Here is a 23,246-nt window from a genome sequence, read left to right as displayed (position 1 = left end):
TGACAATTGTTTTGGATCTGGATTGAATAACTAGCCAACAGCGCACAAATAGTGTTAATTATAGATAGATTGTACGGCGCGATGGCCTAAATGATTCCTATACAACTTACACTCAAAAATTTTCTCAGCTATCGCGAAGCTGCTTTAGACTTTCGCGGCTTGCACACCGCTTGCATTTGCGGGCCTAACGGTGCTGGCAAATCTTCTCTCCTAGAAGCGATCGCCTGGTCGATTTGGGGCTGTTGTCGCAGCGATACAGAAGACGATATCATTCATATCGGCGAAATTGATGTGCGCGTTGATTTCACTTTCTCCACCGGCGGCCAAATCTACCGGGTGATTCGCAACCGCCGACGCGGACAATCGGGAAGTTTAGAATTTCAGGTTAGTTTGAATGCTGCGCCGACTCAGGACGAACTTTGTTTTCGCACGCTCACTGACAAGGGACTCAGAACTACTCAGCAGAAAATCCTCGAACACATTAAATTAGATTACGATACTTTTATTAACTCGGCGTATTTGCGGCAGGGGCGTGCTGATGAGTTTATGCTCAAAAAGCCGATCGAACGCAAGCAAGTTTTAGCCAGCCTGCTCAAACTCGATCGATACGACACTTTGGCCGAACAAGCCAAGGAAAAGTCTAGAGAATTTAAAGCTAAAGTTGAAGTCCTCAAACACAGTTTGCAAACCGTACAAGAGCAACTGCAACAAAAAGACGATCTCGTCTCAGAACAAATTCAATTGCAGCAAGCAACCGATTTGCTCTCTTCACAGCAGCAAGCCGAGACAGCCGAGTTACAGCAACTCCAACTCCAGCACCACAACCGCCAAACTTGGCAAAAACTCCTCGCCGGTCACCAACAACAGCACTACAATATTTCTCAAGAATGCCGCCGCTTGCAGCAAGAACTCGTCGCGGTCAAACAGCAGGAAAATGAGCTGCAAGCCCTCCTCAAACAAGAAAATGAGATAACAGAAGGCATCGCGTATTTCCAAAACTTGCAAGCCACTGAAGAAACTCTGGCTGGGAAATTTAAGATCAACCAACAAGCCCAAATTCAGCGCCAAAAATTACAAGAACAGCAGCGCGACGAATTGAGCTTTTTGCAAAGCAAAATTCAGCAGTTGCAAGCTCAATTAGATGTTTTAGAACAAGATGAAAAAGAGGTTCTAGATGTTCTCAAACAGCAGCCGGAGGTTGAAAAAGGACTCGCGCAGTTGCAAGCAGTTCGATCGCGCATCAACGAACTTGACCAACTGCAACTGCAAGTTTCGCCGCTACTCCAACAGCAGCAGCAAAAGCAACAAAAGCTCGATCGCGCCCGCGCCGGCTTAACCGCCCGCTTAGACGAAATTAACCGACAGGTGCAAGTTCAGCAGCAGCAGCGCCAACCGCAATTGCAACAGGAAATCTCCGCCATCGCCAATCAGATTTTGCAGTTGGAAAACAAGCGAGTTTATCAAGAACGAGTCCGCGAAAAAGGCCAAGAAAGGCACAGCTTTCTGGAAAACCTGCAAGCCAAAAGCCGCGACTATCAAACCAGACTTGCCGAAATTGACCAAAAACTGCAACTGCTGCGGAAAAATGAAGGAGAAACCAGCGCCGGCGAAGGTAAAGCCTCGAATTTTGCTGAAAACGAGCAATCGAATTCGCGTTTGATGGTGCGGGATGCAAATTTTGGCAATTGTCCTTTGTGCGATCGACCTTTAGACGAACACTACTGGAATTTGGTAGTCACAAAACACCACTCCCAACAGCAGGAAATTTGGAACCAACTGTGGGTTGTGCGCGAACAGTTGGCTGTCTCCGAACGCGAAATTCAAGTCCTCAGACATGAATACCGCGAACTAGAACAGGAATTAGCGCCCTACCAAGAATTGCGGGAACGCCGCAGCCATTTGCAAGCACAATTAGATAGCCTCAGCCAAGACGAAAACAGGCTGCAAAGTATGCGTCAAGATGCGGAGGAAATAGAGCGTTTGCTGCGCGCGGGCGAGTACGGGGCTGATGATTTGAGCGAACTCCAGCAAATAGAACAGCAACTGCAACAGCTCAATTACAGCGATCGCAGTCACTCGCTCGCCCGCAGCGATGAAAAGCGCTTGCGGTGGGCGGAAATTAAGCAAGCTCAAATCAAAGACGCTCAGCAGAAACTGCATAAAATTAATGCCCGCCGGCCGGATTTGCAAACTCAATTAGCCGCCCTACAACAACAGTTAGAACAGCAAAAAAATAGCTCCCAAATTCAGCAGCAAATTCTGTCTTTAGATAGATACATTGCGGAAGTTGGCTATAATCTGGAACAGCACGAACAAGTCCGCAGCGAAATGCGCCGGACGCAGTTTTGGATTACTAGGGCCGAAAAATTGCGATCGGCAACTGTGCAGTACCCGCAAGTGCAGCAGCGGCTCAACGAAATCGCTAATTCCATCGCCGTGCGCGATCGAGATTTGCAAGCTGTCAGCGCTCAAACTTTGGCGATGAACCAGCAGTTACAAGAACATCCCGATCCTACAGCCCGAATAAGTGCGATCGAACAGCAAATAAGTCGCCGCCGCCAGCAGCTAGACCAACATTTGGGAAGTCTTGGACGACTCCAGCAGCAGCAGCAAAATTTGGAAGCTCTGCAACTTCAGCTAGTAGCTCAAAAAGAGCAAATGCAAGTTGTAAAGCGCCAGTACCGAGTTTATCAAGAGTTGGGTCAAGCATTTGGCAAAAACGGTATTCAAGCTTTAATGATTGAAAATGTTTTGCCTCAACTCGAAGCGGAAACCAATCAGATTTTGTCGAGATTGAGCGCGAATCAGTTGCACGTTCAATTTATCACTCAGCGGGCGGCTGCTTCTAAAAAAGCAACTAAATTGATTGATACTTTAGACATTTTAATTGCTGATGCTCGCGGAACTCGCCCCTATGAAACTTACTCGGGCGGTGAAGCTTTTCGGATTAATTTTGCGATTCGGCTGGCGCTGGCGAGACTGTTGTCTCAGCGGGCGGGCACGGCTTTGCAAATGTTGATTATTGATGAGGGATTTGGGACTCAAGATGCGGAAGGGTGCGATCGGCTGATTGCTGCAATTAATGCGATCGCCCCTGACTTCGCCTGCATCCTCACCGTTACCCACATGGCGCAGCTCAAAGAAGTTTTTCAAGCCAGGATTGAAGTAAGCAAAACTGCTCGGGGGTCTGCCATTAGTTTGTCGGTTTAGCAGAATTGACTGGTCTTTGCGAAGCAGGAGAATCAAAAAGTAGAAAGGGACGTGTCAGGTTAACAAATAACAATTATCAAGTCGTTTGTAGTGAGGACTCAAGTCATGATTAGCCTACAATTTAGCTTTGACGACTTGGGCGATCGCTACAAAGTTGACGGTAGGTAATTTACCGGACATCACATGACTCTGTTCAAAAGGCTAAATTAATCATAAGATCGTAAAATAAGAATACCTCAAACTATTTATAATTTTTTATAGTTCTGTCTGCTCCTTGAGAGTGTGAGTATTGACACCGATGAACACAGACTATTTGCACCGGTCTCTTCTAGAACGGGCGATCGCCGCGTCTAGCAGCAGCATCCTGATTGCAGATGCTACGAAGCCTGATACACCTATTATCTACTGCAATCGTGCTTTTGAGAAACTGACTGGTTACAGCAGCGAAGAAGTTATGGGACGCAACTGCCGGTTTTTGCAAGGCCCGGATACCGATCGCGCCCAATTAGACCAACTCCGCAGCAGTTTGCGATCGGGTACGGAAATTAAGGTAATTCTCAAAAATTACCGCAAAGACAAAACTTTTTTTTGGAACGAATTAACCGTTTCCCCCGTGTTAGATGGCGAGGGAAAATTAACTCATTTTATCGGAGTTCAGAACGATATTACCAAAAGAGTCGCAGCCGAAACAGCCAGGGAAGAAAGCGAAGAAAGATTGCGGGCGATCGCCACTGCGACTCCCGTTCCCATGATAATTACGCGCTTGGAAGACAGCACGATATTTTACGCAAATCCAGCCTTCGGGGAAAGCTTGGGTGTGAGTTACCAAAAATTGGTCGGCAGCAAAAAAAACGACTTTTATGCCAATACAAGCGACCGCTGTCACTTGCTAGAATTAGTCAAACAAAACGGCTTTAGCGACAGCCAACAAATCTGCCTCAAAAAAGCAGACGGCAGTTTTTTTTGGGTAAAAATGTCGATGCGAGCGATCGATTTTAACGGCGAAGCAGCAATTTTATCGGCATTTTACGATATTAGCGATCGCGTAGAAGCAGAAACAGCACTCAGAGTCAGCGAAGCGAGGTTCCAAAAACTAGCCGCCAACCTTCCCGGCATGATTTATCAGTTTCAGTTAGCAACAGACGGTAGTGTGTCATTTCCCTACGTTAGTTCCGGCTGCCGCGAACTCTGGGAATTAGAACCGGAGGCGATCCAAAATTCTGCTACTCCCGCGATCGAAATGATTCATCCTCATGATGTGCAAAGCTTCCAGGAATCTGTCGCTATCTCGGCTAAAACTTTAGAGGCTTGGCGCTGGGAAGGCAGATTTGTTTTACCGGGCGATCGTATCAAGTGGATTAGCGGAGCTTCCCGACCAGAAATCGGCGAAAAAGGTGACATTATTTGGGACGGATTGTTGATTGACATTAGCGATCGCAAACAAGCAGAATCAGCACTGCGGCAAAGCGAAACCCGATTCCAAAAAATGACCGCCAACGTGCCGGGAATGATTTATCAATACTTGCGGCATCCCGACGGTTCCAATCAATTCACTTATGTCAGTCCCGGCAGTTGGGAACTCTACGAATTAGAACCAGAAAAACTACAAAAAAACGCAGCTTTTCTGTGGTCTGCCGTGCATCCAGACGACATCCAATATTTATTAGAATCCCTAGCTATTTCCGGACAAAATTTACAACCTTGGAAATATGAAGGGCGGATCGTTACCAAGTCAGGAAAACTGAAATGGATTCGCGCCATTGCCCGCCCCGAACAGCAACCCAACGGCGATATAGTTTGGGAAGGGGTGACAATCGATATTAGCGATCTCAAGCTAGCAGAAATCGCTTTGGGCGCGTCAAAAATCGCCCTGCAACAAGCCAATCAAGAACTTGAAAAGCGCGTCCTAGAACGCACGGAAGCTTTGCAAAGTTCCCAAAAAATGCTGTGGTTGGTCATCAACAACATCCCTCAGTTTATCGCCTGGAAAGATCGAGATTTAGTTTACCTCGGCGGCAACAAAAATTTTGCCAAAGTAGCAGGTTTCAATCACCCGAGTCAAATTCCCGGTCTCACCGACTTCGATATGCCCTGGAAGCCCGAAGAAACAGAATTTTTTCGAGCCTGCGACCGCCGCATCATGGCAAAAAACACCCCAGAATATCACATTATTGAGTCGCAACTGCAAGCCGACGGCACCCAGCGCTGGCTGGATACAAATAAAATACCTTTGCACGACAATTGCGGCAATGTTGTCGGCATTTTGTGTACTTTTGAAGACATCACCGACCGACTTTCCCTACAAGCTAAAGTCCGGGCCAGCGAGGAACTATTTCGCAAAATTTTTGAAGATGCACCCATAGGTATCTACTTAGCCAATTTAGACGATAACAAGTTAGTGCGAGTCAATAAAGCTTACTGCGAAATGCTGGGATATACTGCTGCCGAATTGCTCGGGAAAACATTCATAGAAATTGGGCATCCTGCGGACAATCAAACAAACCTTCAAGTTGCTGCTGCTCTCCACCGGGGAGAAATTACGAGCTATCAAATCGAAGTCCGCCAGATTGCGGGTACAGGTAAAATTGTTTGGGTAAACGTGACATCTACTGCGATCCGAGACGGCGAAGGAAAACCTATTTACAACTTAGGGATGGTTGAAAATATTACCATTCGCCAAATTTCCGCCGCAGCACTCCAAGCTTCCGAATCTCAATTGAGAAAACAAGCAGCCCAATTGCAAGAAGCCTACGAACAGCTACAACACACTCAAATCCAATTAGTTCAATCTGAAAAAATGTCGAGCCTGGGTCAGATGGTGGCTGGCATCGCCCACGAAATCAACAATCCTGCAACTTTTATTCACGGCAATATTTCTCACACTCACAATTATTTTCAGGATTTAATAGAACTGTTGAATCTCTACCAGCACTGCTACCCTTCCCCAGTTGCTCAGATTGTTGAAAAAATTAAGGAAATAGAGTTGGATTTTCTCAAGGAAGATTTGCCAAAAATGCTCAATTCTATGCAGGTAGGAGTAGAAAGAATTAGTAAAATTGTGCTGTCGCTGCGGAATTTTTCGCGGCTGGACGAGTCAGAAATGAAGTTTGCAGACATTCATGAAGGAATTGACAGCACGCTGTTAATTTTGCAGCACCGATTGCAGCCGAAAAGTGACAAACCCCAAATTGAAATTATTAAAGAATACGCAAAAATATCGAAAATCTACTGTTGTGCGGGGCAGTTAAACCAGGTATTTCTAAATATTATTAGCAATGCGATCGATGCTCTAGAAAACCAACCGCAACCTCGGACGATCGTGATTCGCACCCTGATGAAAAAAGCCTTGTTGACCGATCGCAATCAAAGCCAGGTCGATGGGTGCGATCGCATTGTCGTTTGTATCGCCGACAGCGGCCCGGGAATGACCGAAGAGGTTCGTAAACGGATATTTGACCCTTTTTTCACGACCAAACCGGTCGGGTCTGGCACAGGCTTGGGATTGTCCATCAGCCATCAGATTGTGGTAGAAAAACATAGGGGAAGTCTGCGGTGCATCTCAGCGCCCGGAGAGGGAGCGGAATTTTGGATTGAAATTCCGTGCCCAGCGATCGTCCAGATCATCTAAAAGTTTCAATATTTAACTTTTAATTGCCAATTGCTGTGGGTGCTAGAGCGATCGGGGTTTTGAATTAAGCCGTTAGTGTCAACAAACAGGTCAAATGTAGTACCTGTCTGCTGTCTGACGATTGAGAGCAGAACCCTCCGCTACCCCCGCAACGATTCGGGGGAACCGGAAGCAGCTCTGGCGTCTACCCCTAGTCCCCAACAATCAGGGGGGATGCCACGGAAGTCTGCTTTTGGATATAAACCAGATAGACAAAGGTTTTCAGGGAATTGTTAACACCAGTGGAATTAACCGCACTCACAGGCCGAAATTAATTGCATTCAGCGGTGCGCTCATCTGCTGCCCTTATTCATTAGGCAATTATGCTGAAAAAATTACCTTTCTCGTGGTCTCGCTACATTCCAGCCGGGTTGACGCTCGTTTTGGGTGTGGGACTGTCGGCCCTGGCATTTGCCTTGGTTTGGGACTGGGAAGACAAGCGCCGCGACTACGAAATGCACCGCCGCATTGACGATATTTCGATCGGCATCGAACGCCAGATCAACTCGGACTTAGACGCAGTTCTCGCCCTCAGCGACTACATGAAAGCCTTCAGCGCCGTCGAACGTTCCTCTTTTGCCAGCTTTGTCGGCCGTCCCCTATCCGTCCACCCCAGCCTGCAACTGCTGGCTTGGGCCCCCCGCGTCCCCAGTTCCGAGCGGCTCAACTACGAAGCCAAAGCCAGAACCGAAACCGACTCCAGCTTCGAGATTACAGAGCGCGGCCCCCGAGGAGAACTGCGTAAGGCCGACCAGCGTGCCGAATACTTCCCGGCTTTCTACGTGGAACCAACAGCCGGAAACGAGACAGCGTTGGGCTTTGACCTCGCCTCTGCTCCGAAAATCCGGGCGGTGATCGATCGAGCGCGCGATACCGGAGAAATGATTGTCACCAGCTACATCGGGCTAACTGAGGGCAATTCCGCCGAACCCGGTCTTTTGGTAATAGTTCCGATTTACCAAAACAGCACTAAACCGATTACCCTCGAATCGCGCCGCCAACTGCTGCAAGGATTTGTTCTGGGCATATTTCGAGGCAAAGATATTTTTCAAACCTCTTTAAAAGGACGCAATACCGACTACCTCACCATTTATCTCGCCAGCGAGGCTTCAGACAAGCAACCAGCAGTGCCGCTGTTACCGCCAACGGGGAAGCCGATTCTCAAAGATCGGGCTCCTGAGAGCCAAATTCAGCAATTTGCGTTGATTTTCCAATCAGCCACCCAACAAGTGCTGACAGCATCGGCCGCGGCAGAGCGAGAGCTGCGTTCCAACTGCCCGATTCAGGACGATCGAGATCCAAATCGCACAGCCTGTCAAAGGATGCTAAAAATTAGCGGCCGCCAGTGGTCTCTGTATGTGTCCGCAACGCCGGAAATTCGCAAGATTCGCAAGCACTGGCGCTCTTGGGGAACTCTGACTATGGGGATGCTGTGGACTCTGATTCCAGTCACATATATGCTGACTGCTTTGAGCCGCACCGCCCAAATCGAAAAGCTAGCCCGAGAAAGAATTAGCCAAGCCGAAAAGTTACAGACTGCTTACCAACAGTTGGAACTCGAACAAGTTAAATCCGAGGAACTGCTGCTGAACGTTTTGCCGGCAGCGATTGCGCTGCGTTTGAAGGACAACGAACACAATATCGCCGAAAGTTTTGCGGAAGTGACTGTGATGTTTGCCGACATTGTGGGCTTTACAGAGCTTTCGTCGAGAATTTCAGCTACTGCGGTGGTGCAAGTTCTCAACGATATTTTTTCGGCTTTTGACCACTTGGCCGATCGCCACGGTTTAGAGAAAATTAAGACTATTGGTGATGCTTACATGGTTGTCGGCGGTTTACCTACGCCGCGAGAAGATCATGCCGAGGCAATCGCCAATATGGCGATCGATATGCTGCACGAAATTCGGCTTCTGAGTTTAGATCATTCAGAACCTTTCAGCATTCGGATCGGGATTAGCAGCGGCCCTGTAGTTGCCGGTGTCATCGGCTTAAAAAAGTTTATTTACGACCTTTGGGGCGACACAGTAAATATTGCTTCGCGCATGGAATCCCACGGCATAACCGGCTGCATTCAAGTCACCGCCGAAACCTACGAAGTATTAAAGGATAAATATACATTTCAGAAGCGCGGCGCTATTCAAATTAAGGGCAAGGGATACATGATTACTTATTTGCTGACAGGCAAAAAATATGATTGACACCGCCCGAAAGCGGATACAAGGCTGCGAATCGCGATCGCCAAGCTAAGATACGATAAGTTCAAGGTATTCTGTCACGCCTCCACCAAAAAAAGGAAAAACCATGACGACGCTGCTAATTCAAAGCATGAGCGTCCCACTGACTGTCAATCTCCCTGCGATCGAATCGATGACAGTTGAACAGTTCTATGAATTCTGTCTGGTTAATCGCGATTTGAGAATTGAGCGTACAGCCAGCGGGGAAGTTATTATTATGCCACCAGCCTTTTCAGATACAGGGAACCGCAACGGTAAGATTGCCGTACAATTGGGGAACTGGGCAGAACAAGATGGCACAGGTGAAGCGTTTGACTCCAGTGCAGGCTTTAACTTGCCGAATGGAGCAACCCGCTCTCCCGATGCCTCATGGATTAAACTAGAGCGCTGGAATGCCTTAACTGAAGCACAAAAAGCCTCATTCGCACCGATTTGTCCCGACTTTGTGATTGAATTGCGATCGGCTAGCGACACTCTCAAGGGATTGCAAAACAAGATGCAAGAATATATTGACAACGGTGTATCGCTCGGCTTTTTAGTCGATCGCAAAAACCGAAAAGTCTACATCTACCGTCCCGATCGCGAACCTGAAATTTTAGATAATCCTGAAACAGTCAGCGCCGATCCAGAGTTACCGGGATTTGTCTTGCGGATGGCAAAAATCTGGTGATTTAGATCGTTATATCGTTTCCGGTTGCATCGGAATGATTTAACCGCAGAGAACACAGAGGACACAGAGGGAGAGAATAGATATCTGAATACAGGACGATGCTACCGGATTTGATATTACACCATACTCAAAGACATTAATTCATCGGTCATTTCAAAATTAGCCGTCACGCTTTGCACGTCGTCCAAATCTTCCAGCGCGTCCATTAACTTCAGGAGCGATTTGGCTTTTTCAGGAGTTTCTATTTCCACTGTATTGCTCGGAATCCAGCGATTTTTTGACTGCAAAACTGTAAAATTTTGTTGTTTCAAATGACACTCCCCGCTCTTTCAGAGACTGGGATTCTTGGTTCATAGATACCTTATTTTTTAGCTCGAATCACTAAATCAATTAACTGTTCTCTTCCCCAGAGTTGTACCCCATTCGCTTTAGCCAGTTTATGAGCATTGGATGTAAACATACTGTTTGTAATAACGATCGCATCTTGCGCTCCGTAATACTTAACCGCACTAACCACTTCTTGCACGGCGGAATTTCCCACTTTTCCTTGATAGCGTTTTGCCTGGACAACGGTTTTCTTGCGGGCTTTAGAGAGAATCAAGTCCGCACCAAAATCCCCTGTTTTGGGTGTCATTTCGACCGCATAACCGAGATTACGGAAACAGCAAGCTAAAAATTCCTCAAACTCTTCTCCTGTCATGCGATCGACCTGATCGATTAAATACCCAATCTCTGCCACTTCTAACCGCGTAGAACCTGCTAAAATCTGCTTGAATTTTTTCAGCAGAATTGCACTCAACTTAGTAGAAGGAGAATGAGAAGATAAGGGAGGAGCTTGTGATTCAGTATCTATTAAATTCGCAATCTTTGGCACGTCTAATCGCCCAGCAACTTTTAGGATTTTTTGGAAATTTTGCAGCATACTCGAACTCAAATTATTAGTAGAAGGAGAATCAGAAGATAAAGAGGGAATTTGTGATTCAGCTTGGACTTCAGTTTGTGCTTCAGTGGGTGGCGGTACCGCAGCCTCGATCCAAGTTTGCTGGGCTGGCTTTTGAGCTTGCTTTCTTTTGCTCAAAACAGCCCGTTGAATTGTCAGCAAAATTTTCCCCTCTTGTTGATTAATTTCACCGTCAGCCTCGATCATCTCAGTGCATCGCTTTAAAAGTGGTTCGGCAAAGTCAAGTTCGAGTTGTGCAAGTAAAATATCCAACTTGGGAAGCAATTTAGATTTATTTGTCACAGCTTCAATCTCAGCTAAAGTCCTGGGATTTAAATTCGCCGCTCGTAATTCCGGTAATAACTCATCCCATCGAGTGAATTTTTTGCTGGCATAGACGACATACACCAAAATCCAATCCATCACCGTTTCTTGTGCGATCGCTGTCTCTAAATATTGCTCACTTTCCGCTTGCAATACCTCTTGTAAATCTTCGAGCTTGGTTTCGATTTCAGAGGAATCGAGATCGGCTTCATAAAACCGACAAGCACCGTATCCCAGCGCGTAAATCATTGCCGCACTGGCGCTAGCATTAATTACCGCACCCGCCAAGGGAATATTGCTGACAAGCGTAACTCCAGCTTCGATCGCTAAATTGCTCCCCAAGGATAAACCGAAAATAGCGACAACTTCTTTTTGGCGATCGCTCGATTGCAAATCCATTCCATAGGCGGCAGCTATTTGATAAACCAACTCGGCGGATAACGCCGTAATTGCCGCTAAATCCATGCCAGCCAATGCCAAAGCTGCGCCCGGAACTAAACTGCTAACCAAGCCACTTCCTGCCGCTAGCAAGGCTTTTTCCACCATTAAGCGATGTGCGATTTCTTGAGGTTTCTCGTGAGGATATTGGCGCTGCAACTCTCGAACTTGCGCCTCGGCAGTCACGACATCAACTTTATTGATCGCACTAACTAACCAGTCGATTTTGAAATTTTGGGTCAGTTTTTTCAGGATAGGACTCTGCGAAATAAAAACTAGGGATGAACCAAAAAAATTGGGAACTTGCATTGCTGCACTTCCCGCACTCGCCCCTGCATTCCCCACCGCACTCGCGGTATTAACAAAAATCGCACTTCCAGCACTGACGGCTGCATTCCCCACCGCACTCGCCGTATCAACAATCGCACTTCCAGCAGTGCCGGCGGCATTCCCCACCGCACTCGCCGTATCAACAATCGCACTTCCCGCACTCGTCGCCGCATTTCCTACTGCACTCGCGCTTGCAGAGACGGCTCCGAACACGGAACCGAACCAATTGGATTTACCCCCTGGTTCAGCCTGCACCTTTGATTCGGATCGATCCTTGGTTTCTGATACTTCGGTTGCTGAGAGAACTTCTTCTGAGTGGGTGCTGTCTATTTTGCTTTCGTTTTTATCTAGCATGGCTTTACTGTGGGTTGAGATTTACTGTGGGTTGAGATTTTCAATGCAGCTTTTTCAGCAATGCGTTGGATTGACACTCCCCCCTTGCGTACAGATGGGGATTCGTTTCCTGGTAATAGTGTAGCGCGATCGTCCTGCTGGCGAGTTTTCGTCTTTTTTTGCAGTGCCAGCAGGATGCTCCCGATCCCTCATCTTTCAACCATTAAACCATACTCAAAGACATCAATTCATCTGTCATTTCAAAATTAGCCGTCACGCTTTGCACGTCTTCCAAATCTTCCAGCGCATCCATTAACTTCAGGAGCAATTTAGCTTTTTCAGGAGTTTCTATTTCCACTGTATTGCTCGGAATCCAGCGATTTTCTGACTGCAAAACTGTCAAATTTTGTTGTTTCAAAACCTCAGCAAGCTTTTCCAAATTAGCCACATTTGTAAAAACCTCTGCACCTTCAGTATCCTCATCAATTGATATCAAATCATAGGATTCTGCTTCGCCTTCTAGGGAAGCTTCAAACAATTGTTCCTCATCAATCGGGCCGCCCACGGTACAAACCCCTTTCTGGTCGAACATCCAGCCCACACAACCAGTTTCGCCCAAATTGCCGCCATTTTTACTAAAAGCTTCTCGCAAGTCAGCCGCCGTGCGGTTGCGGTTGTCTGTCAGGGCTTCAATCAAAATCGCCACCCCGCCAACGCCGTAACCTTCGTAGCGAATAGCTTCTAATTCCGAACCCCCCCCGGCCAAACCAGCACCTTTGGCGATCGCCCTTTCGATGTTTTCATTAGGAATATCCGCCGCCTTGGCTTTTTCAATAGCTGTCCGCAGTTGAAAATTGCCGGCGGGATCGGGAACTCCGCTGCGGGCCGCGACAATAATTTCGCGAGATATTCTAGCAAAAACCTTGCCTTTAACAGCGTCAACTCTCGCTTTTTGGCGTTTAATATTCGCCCATTTACTGTGTCCAGCCATATCGATTATTGTTAGTCAGTAGTCATTAGTCAGCAGTCATTTTTCTAGTTAAACCGGATCGCAGTTTCAGCGTCCGTCAGGTGGGAAGTATCGCCATTAAGTTCGATCGACCATTGTACATCTTCCCGCACCACTTTCACCAAACAGCACAGAGAAGCGTTAATTTCCGTTTCAGCACCGCCCGCCAGCCCGATCGCACTTCCCAAAACCGACGCACCGTGACCTACTAATAACATATCTTCGGGAAACTCAGCAGCGAGGCGTTTAGCAGTTTCCCCCGCCCTTTTGAGACAAGCTTCCCCAGTTTCGGGATAACTAGCAATACCGCCTTTGTAAGCAGCATCAATCCTGGGAAAACGCCTGCACAAATCTGCGACAGACTCAGTTTCCGGCATTTCCGTCATCCATTCAGGATTCAGCCATTCGCAAAGTCCCCACTCTAGTTTTATCGACAAATCAAGAGCTTCTGCCGCGTGATTGGCAGTTTGGACAGTTCGCAGAAAAGGGGAAGCAAAAATATGAGAAATTCCTTCACCTTTGAGGCGATCGGCGAGTTGTTTGGCTTGAATGTGACCGTCTTCGGAAAGGTGCGGATCGTAGCGGTGTTCTGCGGTGAGAAACCAGTCGGGGTTTACGAAGTCGATGCGGTTTCCGTGTCGTGCGATCCAGACTGTTTGTGGCATTAGTTGGTTTTAGTTTGGCTTCTTGATGTAATATTATATCAAGGTTTGGTAGTTGGATTTGTTGCCAAGCTATTGATTTGATGTTTTTAACCGCAGATGCACGCAGATAGACGCAGATGGATTGGGTAAGGGGGTGATGCGGTGATGGGTGCGATCGTCGAAATTTTACCCTTAAAGTCTTTCCAGCCATTTTTGCAGGGCTAAATCAATTAATTGACCTGAAGTAAATTTACAGGCGCGCTTATCTAACTCGTCTATAGTTTCTAAGATATTCGGATAGTGTTCGGCAATTTTCATTTCAATAAAAATAGTTTTTACATCTTTAGCTAAATCTATATATTTCATTTCTTCATAAGTGAAAATTTTAGATTTGACAGAGCTTTCAATAAGTTTAATTGCGCTGTTTATATACTCTATCAAGCTTTTTTGGATAAAATAAGTATGTGTATAATTTTGTCGCCATTGTTGGATGTTTGTTATGTTTTGCTTGACTTTTTCTGTTTGATTACCTATTACTTTCTTGCGAGAGCTAATTTTAGAACCAATTCCACTTGTAACATAACCCTCAATCAATGCCTTGTCATTCCAATCTGTCCAAACTCTTGCTCTTGAAATAGTTTTACTTGTCAGACCTTTTAAAGGTAGCCACAAAAACAAGATGAGATTTCCTTTACTGTCAGAACATAACTCTGCACAGAATTTACTGGTCTTACTGTTGCCATTTCCGAACTTAATACTGCCACTAGCAGTGATTTCTTCCATTCGTCCATCGAAGCTAAGAATTTTATGCCTGATTTTCAATATGTCTTCCTGTTCACTAAGCTCGCACTGACTTAATAGTTTTATAAATGCTTTAGGTGGACTCGGTATATTATCAGTCCTTTCTGTTTGCCGATCTGCAATCTCTACTCGTGCAATATGTTCGGTATCTACATCTTTCAGTTGTAAAGATAATTTTTCCCCGTCAGGAACGATCGCAAATTGCAAAAACTGAAAAAATAGCCCGTGATACTTCCTGTCGGTAAGATTATCCCTGTGAAATTTTGGCGTAATTGCGATTAAGCGAACGGGTTGAGCGTAATCCACGCGATCGGCAAAAGGTTTGTGTTCCAACAAAGCATCGTAATAACGAGTTAACTGCTGGACGATATATCGATCTTCAGCGTTTTTTAACTCCACCACAACTAACTGTTTATTCTCGTCCACCGCTATAATATCGCATCTTTGTTCGTTAACAGTGAATTGCCGCTTGATGACCGTCAAACCGAGTAAACTTTGCAAGTGAACTTCGACAAAATCCTCTACAGCCTCTTCGCTGACAAATTCCCACCCTGTCCCTGTTTTCCTCAATGCGGCGCTGCTTAGCATTTTGACAATTCTTAAAGTCTTTAACCAATTTTACCGCAACTATGGGTTACGAGCGCCGCAAGTATTTAACATTGCGCTAAAATTAAATCAGTCATTCTCTATTATCCAATGGCTCAATCTATAAAGCAACTCCAGGCTTAAATTCAGGTCAAGCCCAGCGATACCGTTAAGGCGATCGTACTTTCATGGCTGAATCTGTCCAACGCTAATCAAGCGCGACTTGGAACGCCTAATCGCAGAAATTACTGAGGAAAGCGAGGGATATCAGTGGGGAGAAATTGACACAGCAAACGAGTTTCAACCTCTGGGCCAAGAACAAGCCATCGCAATGAGTCTCTCCGTCTTGGAAGATTACCAAAAAAGCAAGATGGGCATTTCGGGCGATCGGGTTAAGGCATGGGCAGATAATTTATGAAGCGATGTTTTGGCTACCTATGCCAAAATAGAGTTACAAAATAAAGTTAACCATTCATCATAACTTTTATGACCCTTACACTCACCTTACCCCCCAAACTAGAAGCACTGCTGCGCCAACGGGCTGAAAGTACAGGACAAGATATAACCAGCGTTATCCTAGCTGTTCTCGCGTTCGGACTTAGCTTTGATGAAAGCGATTTCTTCGAGGCATTGGAAGGGATTCAACGCGGACTTGATGACTTCGATCGGGGTCAATTTTCTAGTCTGGAAGATTTTGTCGATCGACAAAACCAGAAATACGGACTTTCTTTGGAAGCATGATCGTCTATCGCATTGAATTTTCCAGTACAGCTCAATCTGAAGCTGATGCAGCGTTTCTGAATTTTTCCCAATTCACGACTCCCGATCGCGCTCAAGCATGGTATCAGGGTCTGATTAAAGCGATTTCCTCACTTCAAGAAATGCCCCGTCGTTGTGTTTTAGCCCGTGAAAACGCATTCTTCAGCCAAGAGATTCGCCAGCTTCTATATGGAAGTGGTAAAACCACCTATCGCATACTATTCACTATTCTTGACGATCGACCCATACCAACGGTGAGGATTATCCACATTCGCAATGCACTCCAACGTGCCATTGGCGAACCCCAAGAAGAGGCATAACTTTATGCTTAGCTTATCTAATTTTTGGGAAATAAGCGATCGCGAATTCCATTCGCCCGGTAACTTCTTCCAGTCCGCAGAGGCGGACATCGTTTGTACAGCCGCGAATTCCATTCGCCCTGTAACTTAATTTGTAGAGACGCGAATTACATTCATCTCCTAACTCGCAGCATCTTATTTCCGCCTTTTTGAAACTCATAAGGAGTCTCTTGAATTTCTACGCGAAAATTTCTATTTTTCAATTCGGTAATAATCGGACTTAAATGCTCAGATTCCTCTCCGCTAAAACTTTGCAACAGCGGAAACACCCGCACTTCCTTAGCAACCCGACACATTTCCATAATTGCTTCTAGATGAAATTCTTCCGAAAGCAGGTGAGAATAAGCAAATAAGAAATGGCTGCACAAAGCTAAATCAAACTGACCGTCATTGAAAGGCAAAATCGGCAATTCAGCATTTATGTAGCGGCCTTGCTCCAAACCAGAGGGAAAATCTGCTAAAAATTCCTGCATCGCCTTCATTCGCACTTCACCTAGCTGGTACGGCGATTCAAAACTGTTCCACAAATAGCCGTCTACATTTGCCTTAACAGCGTCAATCACAGTTTGATATGTTTCTTGGATGCGATCGCCAATTTCCACCGCCGTAAACTGATACACTGGATCGCAAGAAATTACCTTTCTACCTTGGCGAGTCATTTCGGCATTGAAGCTCGCCGGGCCGCCCGCACAATCAAGAATTGCTAGCTTCAGATCCGTTGATGTCAGGCTAAACATTCCTATGTATTCATCCAAGCAGCGTCCCCAGGGAATTACTTTATCTAATTTTAGTGACACTTGTTCTTTGTCCCGCAGAGAGAATTATTTAATATTTTACATCAACAGGACTTGCGCGTCGCAGTTCAAAAACCCGGTTTCTTCATCAATGTATCGAGAAAGCAGCCACTATTTTCAAAGAAACCGGGTTTTGTAGGGGTAGTGCCAAGAGTGCCTACCCCCTCCACGGACGATCCAATCAAGGCGATTTCTTTCTCTCCCTTTTCTGGGGCGGGTTGATTTGTATCCTGAGTTGTGTATAAATAATTTTGGTCAAACAAGCTCCTAATTCTAACAACAGCTTGCTTGCTTTACACTTTCTTTACAAAAGACAAGCTCGATTGCCTCACAATTTTATGATTCCACCTGTGGATTTTGTAACCAAGCGAGGCTACACTAGACAACAGGGAAAATAACCTAAAATCAACTAGCTAACTTGCTCTCATTCATTGGCAGGCTTCAACCAGGAAACAAAGATGAAACATACCGTTAAAACCGCTACAAATCTGAGTTTTTCAGCACTCCTGGTGCTGGGCAGTTCGCTGCCCTGTACAGCTCAGTTGCCTGCCGTCAGAAATCGTGCACCCGTACCGCCGCCTCCTCCTCCGGGTTCTAGTTTGCCTAGAGGCAATTCGGTTGGTTCGCTGATACAAGAAGCAGCTTATTCTTTAGGTTCGGGCGATCGCATTGCTTTAGATATCTTCGGCGTTCCAGAATTCAGCAAAGAATATCAAGTGTTAGTTGACGGGACGCTCAATTTGCCAATCATTGGCAGCGTCTCAATTCAAGGATTGACGCTGCAACAAGCCGCTAACGTCATTACCAAGCGCTACGAACCCTTCATCAATGTTCCCGTTGTCACCGTGACTCTGATGCTCGCTCGCCCCCTAAATATAGGTATTGCAGGTGAAGTTACTCGCCCCGGTTCCTATAAAATTAATCCTGTCAGAGAAGGCTCCGGAGGAGGACTAAAATTTCCGACTTTGATGGAAATGCTGCAACTTGCAAAAGGGGTGACATCAGCAGGAGATATGCGAAACGTCCAAATTCGCCGTCCCCGCAGAGGTGGGCCAGAACAAGTTACTACAGTGAATTTGCAGGATTTTTTAGACACGGGAAATTTGCGCCAAGATGTCACAATCCGAGATGGCGATACAATTTTTGTACCGACAGCAAGTGCGCTGAATACTCAAGAAGTCCGTCAAAGAGCAAGTGCTAATTTTTCCGCTGATATTACTAAACCAATTGGTGTGGTAATTGTGGGAGAAGTGAACCGGCCGGGGCCTTATACTGTATTTGCTTCGGATGTGCGATCGACCAACCAACAAACAGATTTGAGTTTTGTAGCTATCGACCAGCAGCAAGGAGCCGTTGTGGGCTTGCCAACAATCACTAGAGCGCTCAAAATTGCCGGCGGTATCACTACAGAAGCTGATATTCGCCGCGTGCAAATCCGCCGCCAAGTCAGAGGCGGCAACGAACAAACTATCATGGTAAATCTGTGGGATTTGTTGCAAAAAGGCGACTCTACTCAAGATATTTTGCTGCAAGAAGGAGATAGCGTGATCATCCCGACAGCATCTACTGTAGACTTGACTGAAGTTGCTCAAATCGGAAGTACCAGTTTCTCTCCAAATGCGATTAGCATCAATGTTGTGGGGGAAGTAATCAGGCCAGGAGCTTTACTGGTTAAACCCAGTACATCCCTGCACCAAGCTTTGCTCACCGCAGGCAGTTTCAATCAATTGCGGGCGAAAAAAGACAAGGTAGAACTGCTGCGTTTGAACCCGAACGGTACTGTTACTCGCCGCACTATCGATGTGGATTTTGCTCAAGGGTTGAATCCTGACAATAACCCAGTTCTCCGCAACAATGATGTGATTCTCGTAGCGCGAGCGGGCTATACCAGGGTAGCAGATAATATCAATAGTTTCTTGCAGCCCGTCGTCGGAGTTGCAAGTGGTATCAGCGCTGTTAGCGGAGTTTTTACTGGGTTTCAAGCAACTATCAACGCTTTTCAAAACTTGTTTTTGGGAGGAGATTTCGAGCGGAAAAATCAACTCAGACAGATTCGCGAACAACGTCAAGACAGACAAGAGCAACGTGAAGACAGACAGCTAGAAAGAGAGATACAACGTGAAGATAGACTACAGCAAGCAGAAGACAGAAGACTGCAACTCGAAGACAGACGCTTGCAACTCGAAGACAGACAGCGGCAGATAAATCTTGAGAATCGGCAACTAGAAATCCAGCAGCAGCAACTTCAGCTCCAAAATCAGCAGCAAATGCAGCCGCAGCAAATTCAGCCAATGACTCCTTGATATTTAGTCCTGTAAAATAACCGTTACAGCTTATTCCATGTAGGTGCAGTACGCAATCCCAGCCGAGTTTCTTTGCAGTTCGAGACCTGTAATATCGGGTTCGGCTAAATAGATATAATACCAAATCCGGGTTTGGACTCCTCTCGCTCAACCAGTCAGCCTCCGGCCGACATCGTTTGTGCAAACCTGATTTCAACCTCCGGATCGTAAAGGGGGTATGTTACTGCGCGCTGTTAAGGGAGAATTTAAAATATCTAACAGAACTTTTCTGTATATATCTAAACCTTTAGCATTGAGGTGAACGCCATCAATTGTTAAATCTGCATTCAGAGCTTTGTCCTTAAACAATGCTTGGATGCCGCGAGATTCCACAGGAATATTTTCGTCGGAGGCTACTCGATCGATGAGAACATTGATTTCGTCAACTCTAGCAATTGTGCCTGCAAATTTAGGATTGTAGCTAGCGGCAAGAGTTGAGTAAAAAGCAGGAATCAGAATAATCTGTTTTGTTTCGAGCGATCGCATAATTGCGATCGCCTGTTTTAAATTGCTGACAAACTGCTCGTCGCTAATGCCGTACATAGCATCATTTGTGCCGATCGCCAAAATCGATTTTTTGCAGGTAAACCCCTGGGGTACTACAAGTTTTAGCTGTTCTAGCAGCGAAACAGAACTCATGCCGCCGATCGCAAAATTAAAGTTTTTTTCTCCCAAAGAATCGCCCAGGGCCGAAGAAATAGAATCGCCCCACACGCAACCTTCATATTGGTGCTCTTTAATTTGTTGTACCTGATTGTAAACCGAAACTTGCCACCACAGTGCAGAGCTAACAGTATCACCCGAAACTTGCGGGTTAGCTAACACCCGAAATGGGATGTACGCGGATAGCGACAACGCTAAGAGGACGGAAATCAACCTAAATTTAACTTTCATAAAACTTGCTTTAGCTTCCTGTTACTTCAGTTTATGCTATTGCTTTAACCAGCAGTCAGGATTTCTGCAAATTTAGCGAAATTGCGATTTTTGACATACTCACCCACCTTTGATGTACGGTGAGTATGTCAAAGGAAAGGCTCCTGCAAATGTGCCGACACCTCACGCCGTTGAATACAAACATAACCAAAACCCAGCCGGAGACATTTTCGTGAAAGCTGAGAAAACAGTTAGGCAAGCTAGATTGGATGAAATATAGCAATCCTAAATGATTCAGATAAATTTGTAGGGGTAGTGCCCCCGTGCCTACCCCCCCTATCTATCGGGTTCTTTACGAGGGGATTGCCCCTACAATAATTATGCAAATGATTTAGGATTGCTATACCCTAGAAATTATGTTCATCAAACAAATATCCTTGAATGCAGATAAAATAAGCGATTTCCAGCAGTGGAAAAAAGCCAACGGCGATGATTTTTCACTCTGGGATTATCTTTTGGGATCTGCTAATATTGAAATTGCCATAGCTTTCACAAAACTATTCTGGCCAGATTTTGTCGAACATGAAGGCGGCATCTTTTTGTCCGAAGCCTTTGACAATCAAATATACGAACAGTGGAAAATCGAACTGGGGAATGATGTCGCTGCAATTGAGCAGGTGATCAACCACCAGCACATTGATGACATTCTCCCCGGTGCCCAAAACGCTAGCAGTGACAATTTATTGTATTTGGGACAAGCATTAGCTCAGATGTGGGAAAGTCGCCTAAAATCGCTTTACCTTCAGCGCCGTTTTCAAGTTAAATGCGATCGCGACGAAGACACTGTTGTAGTGACATTTTTTCAAGATAATTAATCAACCTTTCGTCGCCAAAAGCTCAGGCTGCAAAACCTGATTTAATTTGCCGCTGCGAAACCCCTCCAAATCCAAAGTCGCGTACACAAAACCAAACTCTTGAAACACCGCCACCAATGCAGGCAAATCCGTATTTATCACAAACTCTTGAATCTCCTGGGCCGGCAATTCAATTCGCGCCGTATCTCCATCCGATCGCACGCGCAGATTTTTCAGTCCCAACTGCCGCAAATATCGTTCAGCGCGCCCCACTCTTTGCAACTTGGCAACGGTGATTTCTTCGCCGTAGGGAAAGCGCGAACTCAAACAAGGTTGAGCCGGTTTGTCCCACCAAGGCAAGCCCAATTCTTTTGCCAATTGCCGCACTTCAAATTTAGTCATGCCAACTTCTGCTAAAGGCGATCGCGCGCCCCGTTCCTTCGCAGCCACAATCCCGGGACGGTAATCCTTTAAATCGTCAGCATTCACCCCATCCACCACATAAGGATAACCCTTTTCTAGTGCTAGCGGTTTCAAAGTATCGTGCAGTTCGCTTTTGCAGAAATAGCAGCGATTAACCGGGTTAGAAGTGTAATTGGGATTTGCCATTTCCTGAGTTTCTACTTCCTGGTGGGCGATGCCAATTTCTGCGGCTTGAATCCGGGCATCTTCCAAATCTTCTGGTAATAGAGACGGAGAAACAGCCGTCACAGCCAAAGCGCGATCGCCCAACACGTCAAAAGCAATTTTTGCCACCAAAGTGCTGTCAATGCCGCCAGAGTAGGCAATCAGCGCTCGTTCCATCAGCGCGAAAATGTCTTTTAATTCTTCGAGTTTTTTCACTAACATAATTTCAACTTTCATTACAAATAGATAAGTTAGAACAATGGTTCGGACACTTTTTTTAGTGCTGGATGACGTATCCTCTAGGGTTTCGGGTTGCCAGCGATAATTAAATCAATGTCACGTCTGAGCCTCAGTTGCATTTTATTCGTAATTTCTACGATCTATACGCTGTAAAGCTTGTGGTTTTGTTCTAAAAACTGTCCGGAGTATTGTTAGAAAGCAGACTAAATAAAGGAAGATGAAGAAAGTACATCTCGCTCGGCTTTCCTTCTTCCTTATTCCTTCTTCCTTCTAATCTTATTCTGGATCGATACCGAGGGCTGCCAATCGCGCCAAAAGTTCTTGATTGCGCTGTCTTTCCTGTTCCAGCAGCGTTTGGGCGGACTCTTTATCTTGCTGTTCGCGATTTGCCCGCTGGCTTTGGGCTTCTGCCCGCTGGCTTTCGGCTTCTGCCCGCTGGCTTTGGGCTTCTGCCCGCTGACTTTCAGCTTCTGCCCGCTGACGTTCTACTTCCGCCCGTTCTTCCGGCCACAAAAGCAACTCTCCGTCTGCATTCCACCAGCGCAGCCAATTTCCTGTTCTACCTTCCCGAGTTCCCACCCAAACTCCCAAAAACAGATCCATTCCAGGTATCAAATAACGCCCATTTTCATCAGGATCTTGATTGTTGTATCGCTCCGATTCCAGCGCATAAACTTCTAGTCTGCCCGTATGCGGCCGAAAAATGACATAGCGAGGAACTTTGATTACTTGTTCGTAAAAGAACCACTTGCCGATTTCTTCTGTGTGTTCTACGGAGTATTCATCGCCGTAAGTAGCTGAGAGAAATTCCATCACTACAAAAGGCACTGTTCCTTCGGTATGAGGGGTGTAACTGCGGCGGGGATAGCTGTGAGGCCAAGGTTGTACTGGTTGCACGTACATCCAGTCTGGGGCTTTGCAAATAGTGCGATCGTCCACAGCAGCACACAAAGCAAAATTAGAAACTATCAGGGCATCTTGCGTTAGTTCCGGGGAATCCACTACAGACTGGCGCAAAGCACTAGCAATTAAAGGATGTTCTATATTTTCCACGGGGTCATCTGGTAGAATAAAATCATCGGGAAGCAGCGGCCAGGTAATTTTTAGCTGCGATATCGGTTTTTGAATTACAGCAGTCATAAGTCACCTCATTTTACCAATGAAAATTTGAGTTTTAGTCGAAATTGCCGATCGACAACCTTCTCTATATCTT

Annotated in this window: 18 protein-coding genes and 1 pseudogene; 10 read left to right on the top strand and 9 right to left on the bottom strand. The window is 46.0% G+C overall.

Annotated elements, in window-relative coordinates; genetic code table 11:
- Positions 1-90: 90 nt before the first annotated feature.
- From IQ270_RS06255 to IQ270_RS06240, 4 genes are all read left to right on the top strand, one after another.
- On the top strand, positions 91-3,210 hold the full coding sequence (locus IQ270_RS06255) for an AAA family ATPase (protein WP_193972382.1): 3,120 nt from the start codon (positions 91-93) through the stop codon (positions 3,208-3,210).
- 298 nt (positions 3,211-3,508) lie between these two features.
- Complete coding sequence (locus IQ270_RS06250) at positions 3,509-6,838, top strand: PAS domain S-box protein (protein WP_193972381.1); 3,330 nt, start codon at positions 3,509-3,511, stop codon at positions 6,836-6,838.
- Positions 6,839-7,200: 362 nt separating this feature from the next.
- Positions 7,201-9,075 (top strand): adenylate/guanylate cyclase domain-containing protein, encoded by a 1,875-nt coding sequence (locus IQ270_RS06245; protein WP_193972380.1) that lies wholly within the window; start codon positions 7,201-7,203, stop codon positions 9,073-9,075.
- 103 nt (positions 9,076-9,178) lie between these two features.
- On the top strand, positions 9,179-9,781 hold the full coding sequence (locus IQ270_RS06240; protein WP_193972379.1) for a Uma2 family endonuclease: 603 nt from the start codon (positions 9,179-9,181) through the stop codon (positions 9,779-9,781).
- 116 nt (positions 9,782-9,897) lie between these two features.
- Here IQ270_RS06240 and IQ270_RS06235 read toward each other — a convergent pair.
- The 5 genes and pseudogenes from IQ270_RS06235 to IQ270_RS06215 all read right to left on the bottom strand — a co-directional run.
- Positions 9,898-10,092, bottom strand: a pseudogene (locus IQ270_RS06235) (YebC/PmpR family DNA-binding transcriptional regulator); the annotation flags it as partial.
- A 50-nt stretch (positions 10,093-10,142) separates the two neighbouring features.
- Positions 10,143-12,167 carry a restriction endonuclease gene (locus IQ270_RS06230; RefSeq protein ID WP_193972378.1) on the bottom strand — a complete coding sequence of 675 codons (2,025 nt, stop codon included), beginning with the start codon at positions 12,165-12,167 and terminating at the stop codon, positions 10,143-10,145.
- Between the two features lie 202 nt (positions 12,168-12,369).
- Positions 12,370-13,137 (bottom strand): YebC/PmpR family DNA-binding transcriptional regulator, encoded by a 768-nt coding sequence (locus IQ270_RS06225; RefSeq protein WP_193972377.1) that lies wholly within the window; start codon positions 13,135-13,137, stop codon positions 12,370-12,372.
- Positions 13,138-13,181: 44 nt separating this feature from the next.
- Positions 13,182-13,820 carry a histidine phosphatase family protein gene (locus IQ270_RS06220; RefSeq protein ID WP_193972376.1) on the bottom strand — a complete coding sequence of 213 codons (639 nt, stop codon included), beginning with the start codon at positions 13,818-13,820 and terminating at the stop codon, positions 13,182-13,184.
- A gap of 171 nt (positions 13,821-13,991) precedes the next feature.
- A complete protein-coding gene (locus IQ270_RS06215) occupies positions 13,992-15,188 on the bottom strand; it encodes an endonuclease NucS domain-containing protein (protein WP_193972375.1) in 1,197 nt (398 codons plus the stop codon).
- 220 nt (positions 15,189-15,408) lie between these two features.
- Between IQ270_RS06215 and IQ270_RS06210 the strand changes: the two genes are divergently transcribed.
- The 3 genes from IQ270_RS06210 (at position 15,409) to IQ270_RS06200 (ending at position 16,264) form a co-directional block, all read left to right on the top strand.
- Positions 15,409-15,603, top strand: coding sequence for a hypothetical protein (locus IQ270_RS06210; RefSeq protein ID WP_193972374.1), 195 nt, complete (start codon positions 15,409-15,411; stop codon positions 15,601-15,603).
- A gap of 68 nt (positions 15,604-15,671) precedes the next feature.
- Positions 15,672-15,926 (top strand): hypothetical protein, encoded by a 255-nt coding sequence (locus tag IQ270_RS06205; RefSeq protein WP_193972373.1) that lies wholly within the window; start codon positions 15,672-15,674, stop codon positions 15,924-15,926.
- A complete protein-coding gene (locus tag IQ270_RS06200) occupies positions 15,923-16,264 on the top strand; it encodes a type II toxin-antitoxin system RelE/ParE family toxin (protein ID WP_228056118.1) in 342 nt (113 codons plus the stop codon). Before IQ270_RS06205 ends, IQ270_RS06200 begins: the two co-directional genes overlap by 4 nt.
- Positions 16,265-16,416: 152 nt before the next feature.
- Here the strand turns inward: IQ270_RS06200 and IQ270_RS06195 are convergent, their stop codons facing one another.
- Complete coding sequence (locus IQ270_RS06195) at positions 16,417-17,100, bottom strand: class I SAM-dependent methyltransferase (RefSeq protein WP_193972372.1); 684 nt, start codon at positions 17,098-17,100, stop codon at positions 16,417-16,419.
- 455 nt (positions 17,101-17,555) lie between these two features.
- Here IQ270_RS06195 and IQ270_RS06190 point away from each other — a divergent pair, with 455 nt between their 5' ends.
- On the top strand, positions 17,556-19,400 hold the full coding sequence (locus IQ270_RS06190) for a polysaccharide biosynthesis/export family protein (protein ID WP_193972371.1): 1,845 nt from the start codon (positions 17,556-17,558) through the stop codon (positions 19,398-19,400).
- Positions 19,401-19,592: 192 nt separating this feature from the next.
- Here IQ270_RS06190 and IQ270_RS06185 read toward each other — a convergent pair whose 3' ends face one another.
- On the bottom strand, positions 19,593-20,333 hold the full coding sequence (locus IQ270_RS06185; protein ID WP_193972370.1) for a GDSL-type esterase/lipase family protein: 741 nt from the start codon (positions 20,331-20,333) through the stop codon (positions 19,593-19,595).
- Between the two features lie 112 nt (positions 20,334-20,445).
- Here IQ270_RS06185 and IQ270_RS06180 point away from each other — a divergent pair, with 112 nt between their 5' ends.
- A complete protein-coding gene (locus tag IQ270_RS06180) occupies positions 20,446-20,592 on the top strand; it encodes a polymorphic toxin type 24 domain-containing protein (protein ID WP_193972369.1) in 147 nt (48 codons plus the stop codon).
- A gap of 136 nt (positions 20,593-20,728) precedes the next feature.
- On the top strand, positions 20,729-21,187 hold the full coding sequence (locus tag IQ270_RS06175) for a hypothetical protein (protein ID WP_193972368.1): 459 nt from the start codon (positions 20,729-20,731) through the stop codon (positions 21,185-21,187).
- On the opposite strand, the gene larE is transcribed toward IQ270_RS06175, so the two are convergent.
- Both larE and IQ270_RS06165 read right to left on the bottom strand, forming a co-directional pair.
- On the bottom strand, positions 21,188-22,015 hold the full coding sequence (gene larE, locus IQ270_RS06170; RefSeq protein ID WP_193972404.1) for an ATP-dependent sacrificial sulfur transferase LarE: 828 nt from the start codon (positions 22,013-22,015) through the stop codon (positions 21,188-21,190). It lies immediately after the preceding gene.
- A 294-nt stretch (positions 22,016-22,309) separates the two neighbouring features.
- Positions 22,310-23,173 (bottom strand): Uma2 family endonuclease, encoded by an 864-nt coding sequence (locus IQ270_RS06165; RefSeq protein ID WP_193972367.1) that lies wholly within the window; start codon positions 23,171-23,173, stop codon positions 22,310-22,312.
- Between the last annotated feature and the right edge of the window lie 73 nt (positions 23,174-23,246).

This window comes from Microcoleus sp. LEGE 07076 (genome assembly GCF_015207455.1).
Classification (GTDB): Bacteria; Cyanobacteriota; Cyanobacteriia; order Cyanobacteriales; family Microcoleaceae; genus Microcoleus.
Note: the sequence above shows the minus strand (reverse complement) of the source record. Positions and strands in the feature narration are given on the sequence as shown.

Bases quoted from the DNA above. Each gene is read 5' to 3' on its own strand.
- IQ270_RS06255 (WP_193972382.1), top strand. From the start codon at position 91: ATGATTCCTATACAACTTACACTCAAAAATTTTCTCAGCTATCGCGAA.
- IQ270_RS06250 (WP_193972381.1), top strand. From the start codon at position 3,509: ATGAACACAGACTATTTGCACCGGTCTCTTCTAGAACGGGCGATCGCC.
- IQ270_RS06245 (WP_193972380.1), top strand. From the start codon at position 7,201: ATGCTGAAAAAATTACCTTTCTCGTGGTCTCGCTACATTCCAGCCGGG.
- IQ270_RS06240 (WP_193972379.1), top strand. From the start codon at position 9,179: ATGACGACGCTGCTAATTCAAAGCATGAGCGTCCCACTGACTGTCAAT.
- IQ270_RS06230 (WP_193972378.1), bottom strand. From the start codon at position 12,167: ATGCTAGATAAAAACGAAAGCAAAATAGACAGCACCCACTCAGAAGAA.
- IQ270_RS06225 (WP_193972377.1), bottom strand. From the start codon at position 13,137: ATGGCTGGACACAGTAAATGGGCGAATATTAAACGCCAAAAAGCGAGA.
- IQ270_RS06220 (WP_193972376.1), bottom strand. From the start codon at position 13,820: ATGCCACAAACAGTCTGGATCGCACGACACGGAAACCGCATCGACTTC.
- IQ270_RS06215 (WP_193972375.1), bottom strand. From the start codon at position 15,188: ATGCTAAGCAGCGCCGCATTGAGGAAAACAGGGACAGGGTGGGAATTT.
- IQ270_RS06205 (WP_193972373.1), top strand. From the start codon at position 15,672: ATGACCCTTACACTCACCTTACCCCCCAAACTAGAAGCACTGCTGCGC.
- IQ270_RS06200 (WP_228056118.1), top strand. From the start codon at position 15,923: ATGATCGTCTATCGCATTGAATTTTCCAGTACAGCTCAATCTGAAGCT.
- IQ270_RS06190 (WP_193972371.1), top strand. From the start codon at position 17,556: ATGAAACATACCGTTAAAACCGCTACAAATCTGAGTTTTTCAGCACTC.
- IQ270_RS06185 (WP_193972370.1), bottom strand. From the start codon at position 20,333: ATGAAAGTTAAATTTAGGTTGATTTCCGTCCTCTTAGCGTTGTCGCTA.
- IQ270_RS06180 (WP_193972369.1), top strand. From the start codon at position 20,446: ATGTACGGTGAGTATGTCAAAGGAAAGGCTCCTGCAAATGTGCCGACA.
- IQ270_RS06175 (WP_193972368.1), top strand. From the start codon at position 20,729: ATGTTCATCAAACAAATATCCTTGAATGCAGATAAAATAAGCGATTTC.
- larE (WP_193972404.1), bottom strand. From the start codon at position 22,015: ATGTTAGTGAAAAAACTCGAAGAATTAAAAGACATTTTCGCGCTGATG.
- IQ270_RS06165 (WP_193972367.1), bottom strand. From the start codon at position 23,173: ATGACTGCTGTAATTCAAAAACCGATATCGCAGCTAAAAATTACCTGG.